This window comes from uncultured Acidaminococcus sp. (assembly GCA_900538365.1).
In the GTDB taxonomy this organism is placed as follows: Bacteria; Bacillota; Negativicutes; order Acidaminococcales; family Acidaminococcaceae; genus Acidaminococcus.
The window spans coordinates 1-6,755 of sequence record UPXT01000064.1; the positions used below are offsets into that span (position 1 = coordinate 1).

At 48.0% G+C, this 6,755-nt stretch carries 7 protein-coding genes and 1 tRNA gene; 3 read left to right on the forward strand and 5 right to left on the reverse strand.

Translation table 11 applies throughout. The annotated features are described in order from the left end of the window. Positions 1 to 167: 167 nt before the first annotated feature. From QZQ08_RS09370 to QZQ08_RS09385, 4 genes are all read right to left on the reverse strand, one after another. Positions 168 to 244: transfer RNA gene (locus QZQ08_RS09370), tRNA-Val, on the reverse strand. A gap of 52 nt (positions 245 to 296) precedes the next feature. Next, on the reverse strand, positions 297 to 986 hold the full coding sequence (locus tag QZQ08_RS09375) for a DUF554 domain-containing protein (protein WP_296331287.1): 690 nt from the start codon (positions 984 to 986) through the stop codon (positions 297 to 299). A gap of 10 nt (positions 987 to 996) precedes the next feature. Then, on the reverse strand, positions 997 to 1,977 hold the full coding sequence (locus QZQ08_RS09380; protein ID WP_296331290.1) for a ParB/RepB/Spo0J family partition protein: 981 nt from the start codon (positions 1,975 to 1,977) through the stop codon (positions 997 to 999). Then, the gene (locus tag QZQ08_RS09385; protein WP_296331306.1) at positions 1,967 to 2,731 is read right to left on the reverse strand and encodes a ParA family protein; all 765 of its coding nucleotides are present in this window, start codon (positions 2,729 to 2,731) and stop codon (positions 1,967 to 1,969) included. The genes QZQ08_RS09380 and QZQ08_RS09385 overlap by 11 nt, the downstream gene beginning before the upstream one ends. Before the next feature lie 867 nt (positions 2,732 to 3,598). On the opposite strand from QZQ08_RS09385, the gene QZQ08_RS09390 reads away from it, so the two are divergent. The 3 genes from QZQ08_RS09390 (at position 3,599) to QZQ08_RS09400 (ending at position 5,977) form a co-directional block, all read left to right on the forward strand. Then, positions 3,599 to 4,717 (forward strand): 5-methyltetrahydropteroyltriglutamate--homocysteine S-methyltransferase, encoded by a 1,119-nt coding sequence (locus QZQ08_RS09390; protein ID WP_296331293.1) that lies wholly within the window; start codon positions 3,599 to 3,601, stop codon positions 4,715 to 4,717. A 68-nt stretch (positions 4,718 to 4,785) separates the two neighbouring features. After that, positions 4,786 to 5,610, forward strand: coding sequence for a MetQ/NlpA family ABC transporter substrate-binding protein (locus QZQ08_RS09395; protein ID WP_296331296.1), 825 nt, complete (start codon positions 4,786 to 4,788; stop codon positions 5,608 to 5,610). Positions 5,611 to 5,833: 223 nt separating this feature from the next. After that, on the forward strand, positions 5,834 to 5,977 hold the full coding sequence (locus tag QZQ08_RS09400) for a hypothetical protein (RefSeq protein ID WP_296331301.1): 144 nt from the start codon (positions 5,834 to 5,836) through the stop codon (positions 5,975 to 5,977). A gap of 148 nt (positions 5,978 to 6,125) precedes the next feature. Here the strand turns inward: QZQ08_RS09400 and QZQ08_RS09405 are convergent, their stop codons facing one another. After that, positions 6,126 to 6,422, reverse strand: a complete 297-nt coding sequence (locus tag QZQ08_RS09405; RefSeq protein ID WP_296331304.1) for a hypothetical protein — start codon at positions 6,420 to 6,422, stop codon at positions 6,126 to 6,128. Positions 6,423 to 6,755 lie beyond the last annotated feature (333 nt).

Genomic DNA, 6,755 nt, shown 5'->3' on the forward strand with positions numbered 1-6,755 from the left:
GTCCTCTCCAGGAGTGCATAGATACTTTAGCACCCCAAAATTTGACAAAGAACCACTTCTTTCCCTTTACAGTCATACGAAAGGAAATGAGGCCCAGTGGTTGATCCACCTGGCCTCATTTCCTGATAAAAAGAGGGCCGCTTCCGCGAGCCCTCTAAAGATTCAATTGGTGGGGTTATGCGGGTTCGAACCGTAGACCTCATCGATGTGAGCGATGCGCTCTAACCAACTGAGCTATAACCCCGACGTACCCGTTCATTATACTCCTAAGAGAAGAAATTGACAAGTCTTCATTCCTAGCCTAAAAAATAAGTCATAACGGCAACAATAAATAGACCGGGGACCATATTGCCTACCCGCATCGTTATCATCTTTGACATATTCAGTCCGATTCCAAAAATAAGGACTCCCCCTGCCGCCGAAATCTCTTGGGCCACGGCATCGGTAACAAAGGGCCCAATGAAACTGGAAAGAAACGTCAAGGTCCCTTGATAAATAAAGACTGACAGGGCAGATGCCATAACACCCGCACCCATATTGGCACCATACATGATGGCACTCAGACCGTCAATCATCGCTTTTGTATAGAGCGTTGACGCATCCCCATTCAGACCATCTTGAATGGACCCAACAATGGCCATGGCGCCAACACAATAAATAAGGCTTGTCGTCAAAAAACCTTCTGCAAAGGCTCCCGTCTCCCCTTTTGGGGAAAGACGGGTTCCCAGATAAAGGCCCACATGTTCCAGTTTTCCCTCAATATCCAAAGCTTCCCCAATAAGGATTCCCAGGACAAGACCGGAGATGACAAGGAGAGTATGCTGGCCAGCAAGGGCCATCTTGAGTCCCAGAACCATAACGCAGAGACTCAGTCCATCGATTACAGTCTCCTGGTACCGGGCTTTGATGCCTCGTCCCGCCCAAAGACCTAGGGCCCCGCCTGCAACAATGGCCGCAGCATTGACTACCGTACCTGTTCCAATCATGACGCTTCACCTATACCGTAAAAGGCTTACCTTCTTTTTGTAAAGCAGGTTCCTCTTTTTTTAGAAGTTCCATGACCCGCTCCAGATCGCCTTCATTATAGTATTCGATGACGATACGGCCTCCATGCTCCTTCTTATCAGGCTGGACCTTCACTTTTGTTCCAAAATATTGGGTCAGGTCTTCTTGAATAGCCTTCACATAGATGCTCTGACTATCCTTGACAGCCCGTTTTGCTTTATCCTTTGCCTTTTTTCCATTCTTAGCGGTCTCTTGGGCTTCCAATTTTTCAGCCTGTTCCTTTTCAGAAAGGCCTTCCTTTTCACCCGTAACATATTCTTCCATCATACGGGCAGACCAACCTTCTTCTGCTGCTCGGAGGGCGATCTTATCAATTTGCTGGGAATCTGTCAGGCTAAGGAGAGGCCGCACTTGGCCTGCAGTCAGTTTTTTATCTGCCACAAGCCGAGCAGCTCCCTCCGGAAGCTTTAAAAGACGTAGACTGTTTGCCAGGGCAGCTCGGCTCATGCCAAGGCGTTTGGCGGCTTCTTCCTGAGTAACCTTAAGGGCGTCCATCATATTCTTGATACCTCGCGCCTCTTCCATGGGGTCAAGGTCGCTGCGCTGCATGTTTTCAACGAGAGCCACTTCCATCATGGTAGCGTCATCATAATCCCGGATTACAACAGGGACCTTTACGAGCCCTGCGGCCTTGGCCGCCCGCCACCGGCGTTCTCCGGCAACGATTTCATAGGATCTTCCCTTTTTGCGGACAATAAGGGGTTGGATGATACCGCTTTCCTGAACCGATTGAGTAAGTTCTTCCAAAGCCTTTTCATCAAAGGTGTGACGCGGCTGGTAGGGATTGGGTACCAGGTTTCTAACAGCCAGTTCCCCTACATTTTCACCCGCTTGCCGTTCCTTGACCACTTTCTTAACCGGCTCAAACATAACATCAAGGCCATTTTTTCCTAATCCTCTTTTACTTGGCACGTCGCTTCACCTCCCTGGATAGAGCCCGATACGCATCAGAAGCCTTGCATTTCGGGTCATAAGCAATGATCGGTTCCCCGTAGCTAGGCGCTTCCCCAAGACGCACGCTGCGCGGGATCATCGTCTTATAAAGAAGGTCCGGGAAGTGCTGATGAACGGCTGCCACAACATCATTGGAAAGATTGGTTCTCGTATCCGCCATAGTCATGACGATTCCTTCCACAAATAAGTTGGGATTACTTGTTTCCCGGATACGGTCGACTGTCTGGATGAGCTGACTGACCCCCTCCAAAGCATAAAATTCGCACTGGATGGGAATCAGCACCGAGTCTGCCGCCGTAAGGGCGTTGATAGTCAGGAGGCTTAAGGAAGGTGGACAATCAATTAAAACAAAGTCATAGCTTTCCTTGACCTTGTCCAACTGTTTTTTTAGGCTCAAGGCCCGATTTTTCTTTTCAATCAGCTCAATTTCTGCACCGGCAAGATTCATGGTCGCCGGAGCCACGCTGAGATTTCTCCACTTTGTTTCTACAACGACTTTATCCATATGGGTTCCATGGATGAGGACATCATACATATCCTTTTCAAGGCTGTTTTTATCAATTCCAAGGCCGCTTGTTGCATTTCCTTGGGAATCAAGATCCACAAGGAGGACCCTCGTTCTCGTGTTCGCAAGACAGGCTGCAAGGTTGATACTTGTTGTCGTCTTACCGACGCCTCCCTTTTGGTTGGCGATGGCAATGATCTGCGTCATGGCACTTTTTCTCTCCTTCTTCATAGGTTCACGTCCTATTCTATCACAAATTACATCATCAAGGGGAAAATTCCCTGTTCATCTTGTCCATTTTTTGAATGTTTCACGTGAAACATTCAAAAACACGATCTCAAATCCATTTATTTTGGCATCTACGTTTCCTTCTTTAAGCAATTTTGAGAAATTACGTCAATGTTTCACGTGAAACATTGACCCAATCCCCTGCTTTAATAGGATAGCCCCCTTCAGTCATCGCGGTTTTCCATTTCCGTCCCCCAAAAGGGAGGTACGAGGACGGAAGAAAACAAAATAGGCTTATCCCATTTTACCCCCTCATAGGGAATCTATCTTTCGCAGCCGTCTCGCAGGGTTGCTGTTTGAAAAAAATCATGCGCTGCCATTGTATGATTGCCCAAGACAGATCCCCAGGGATACTAAAAAGGAAAGAGTTTACGCAAGGTATATTCCCTTGACTCCCGTTCCCATTTATGCCCTGAAATCCCGCTCAAGTGTACATCCTCGTTTTCACGCCCACAATCCAGTCATGGATCAATCTATTATAGAATCCATGTATAAGCTTTCATCACGTTACAATCTTTCGCTTTGCCTCTTTCTATTTTTAGCAGGTTCCGCAATTCAAGGACAGATGTGTGACTGTTATCTACATTTAATATGACGAATGTTCCCCGCCCTTCTGATTTATTATTCATTTTTTCTTATAGTAAATCAGGATATGTTTTTTCTTGCTATGCGTTGAAGTTATATCCATTTATGCTTTTTTGGGATTATACAAAGTTTCTTTGATAGGATACAATACCCTACATCAACACTATGAATCAGAATGTTAGAGTAAAAGGGGACGATACCATGACCACCACTGCACCATTTCGTTACGATATTGTTGGAAGCTTCCTGAGACCTGCCGCCCTCAAAGCAGCAAGAAAGGCCTTTGAAGAAGGCACCCTTTCCCAAGAAGCACTCACAAAAGCCGAAGATGAGGCCATCCTTGACCTTGTAAAAAAAGAGAAGGCCTGCGGACTCAAAGCCGTCACGGACGGTGAATTCCGTCGCCGCTACTGGCATTTGGATTTTTTGGCCGCTCTTGATGGGGTTACGGAAATCCATGCCGACCATTGGTCTGTTGCGTTCAAGGGCGCGCAGCCTAAAGCTGCCACCATCGCCATTACAGGGAAAATTGATTTTACGGACCATCCCTTCCTGGATCATTTCCGTTTCCTTAAAAAAGCAGCAGGGGAGGCCCTTGCCAAGATGACCATCCCTTCTCCGTCCATGCTTCACCTCATCGCCTGTGTGCGGGCAGAGTCCTACACACCAATTGAACGTTACCGCGATGAAGCCGTACTCTTTGAAGACATTGCCGCCGCCTATCAAAAAGCGGTCCTTGCCTTCTACGATGCCGGGTGCCGGTATCTCCAGCTGGACGATACGTCCTGGGGCGAATTCTGTGACGAAGATAAACGCGAAGCCTATGCCAAGCGCGGCTTTGATCTGGACCGTATTGCCAAAGAGTATGTCAAGGTCCTCAATAAGATCCTTTCCGTCAAGCCCAAGGACATGGTCATAACCATGCATATCTGCCGCGGCAATTTCCGTTCCACCTGGTTTTCTTCCGGCGGTTACGGACCCATTGCCCAAACCCTCTTTGCGCACTGTCCTGTCGATGGGTTCTTTCTCGAATATGATACGGACAGGGCAGGAGACTTCAATCCGCTCCATCATATCAAGGACCAAAAGGTTGTTCTTGGCCTAGTTACTTCTAAATCGGCCGCCCTCGAAGATCCGGAGGCCATCAAAAGACGGATCAAGGAAGCAAGCACCCTTGTTCCCTTAGATCAGCTGGCTCTTAGCCCGCAATGCGGCTTTGCTTCTACGGAAGAAGGCAATCTCCTCACGGAAAAAGATGAGTGGAAGAAACTCGGCCTCATCCGTAGCATTGCTCGTGAAGTCTGGCCCGATGCCGATTGAGTTCCCCTTACCCTAAAAGTAATGTTTCACGTGAAACATCTAGTTAAATCATAAAGGAAGTCTTTTCTATGCAAAAACACGTTCTTACCCTCCTTGCTGCCAGCCTTCTTGGACTCGCCCTTGTAAGCGGCTGCGGCAGCAGTGAAAAGAAAGAAGCCAACACACCGCAGAACAAGGTCATCAAGATTGGCGCGACTGCTGGCCCTCATGCTGATGTTGTCCACGCTGTCGCTGACGAAGCAAAAAAACAGGGGCTTAATGTGGAAGTCGTCGAATTCTCCGATTACATTACGCCTGACAAAGCCTTGGCAGAAGGTGATTTGGACCTCAACAGTTACCAGCACGCACCATTTCTGGCAAATTTTGCCAAGCAAAACAACGTTCAGCTTGTTCCCATTGGAAATACCATTCTCATGCGCATGGGCATCTATTCTAACAAGATCCATGATATCAAGGCCGTTCCTGACGGCAGTGTCGTTGCCATCCCCAATGATCCAACAAACGGCGGGCGCGGTCTCGTCCTTCTTGAAAAAGCGGGTCTCATCAAGCTAAAAGAAGGCGTCGGTTTCAAAGCAACAGCAGCCGATGTGGCAGAAAACCCAAAGCACCTCAAATTCAAGGAACTGGAAGCGGCCCAGCTGCCTCGGAGTCTCGATGATGTGGACCTTGCAGTCATTACCATGAACTATGTCATGAGCAGCGGCATGGATGTCAAGAAACAAGGCCTTTTCTGGGAAAAGGATGATGAGCCCCTTGCTGTCATGGTCCTTGCCGCCCGCGAAAAAGATAAGGATAACCCGACCTATAAAAAGATTGCGGACCTCTTCCATTCCAACGCGGTAAAGAAATTCATTGAAGAAAAATTCAAGGGAACCATCGTTCCTGCAAAATAACGTAAAAAAGAACCGGCCAGGAAGATCATTTCTTCTGGTTGGTTCTTTTTGTCATAGGGCAGAGGCCTGAGGCCGCTTTCGCCATGGCTTTGTTTTTGCAGCCGGAGACAGACTTTTTCATTGAGTCTATACCGTTCCTTGCGGAGACGTTCCGCACTCATCAGGACATCCTATTAGGCATTGATCCAGCAAAAAGAAGCCTCCTTTCATAAATAAGGCACAGATGAGACTTTTCATCATAATAGAGGCACACGCCATCACCGAAATCCAGGACGGATCATTCAGGGAGTGTGCCTACACGCGCACAGCAAAGGCCGAACTTACAGCAGGCATGGGGTCCTTCAATCTGGGCGATGACATTTCCTAACGCTTCCGTCACCGTCCCATTTTCGTGGAGAAGGGGCCTATCAATAAGGAGCTTCAGCGTCTTGACAAGAGGGGCCGACTTCCCGACAGGCTTTTTCCCTCATCACCATGATCCCGCCAATCCATTCCCTCTCGGCAAATGACAAGGTTCATTTCTTTCTCGCTCGGTTCAACAAAGGCTTTTTGCCCATGTTATCCCGGGTCTGTTGAGCCCGCGTCTCAATGGTTTCAAGATGGGTACTATGGCTGCATATTCCTTCAAATTCCCGTGATTCGGCTCGGAAGCGACGGGCTTCATCCATCGCTTCATCGGTCTTATTTTCCATAAATACACCGGCAGCCAGAGGGGCAGGGGCCGCTGCAATTCCGCCAAAGACGGCGGTATTCTCATCGCATTTGCGGTCATAGGTCTTCGGTTTAGCAAAATGCCCCTGAAGATTGTTCAAAGTATCATCCAAGGTGTTTCCAGCTCATAGGACCGCTGCTATCTGATTGCTATTTTCTGCGGCCTCATCCCTTGTTTTGCAGCTAGTATCCATTTTCTTCGCCTCCTTATTGCACGAATCAGGGGCAGGGGAAAAGAGTCTTTCCATACCCAAGATACCGAAACATTTCGTTTATTTCCCTGTAACCTCCCTGCTTTCCAGTTTCGCGCCGTCCCATTATGATCCGCTCTTTAGAAATGACTCCCGATAAAATCCTTTATGCTTTGTATTCTTTTTCCGGTAAATTGCAAGTTGAATTTGAACAACTATAATCAAGAAACACACTCAATAGCA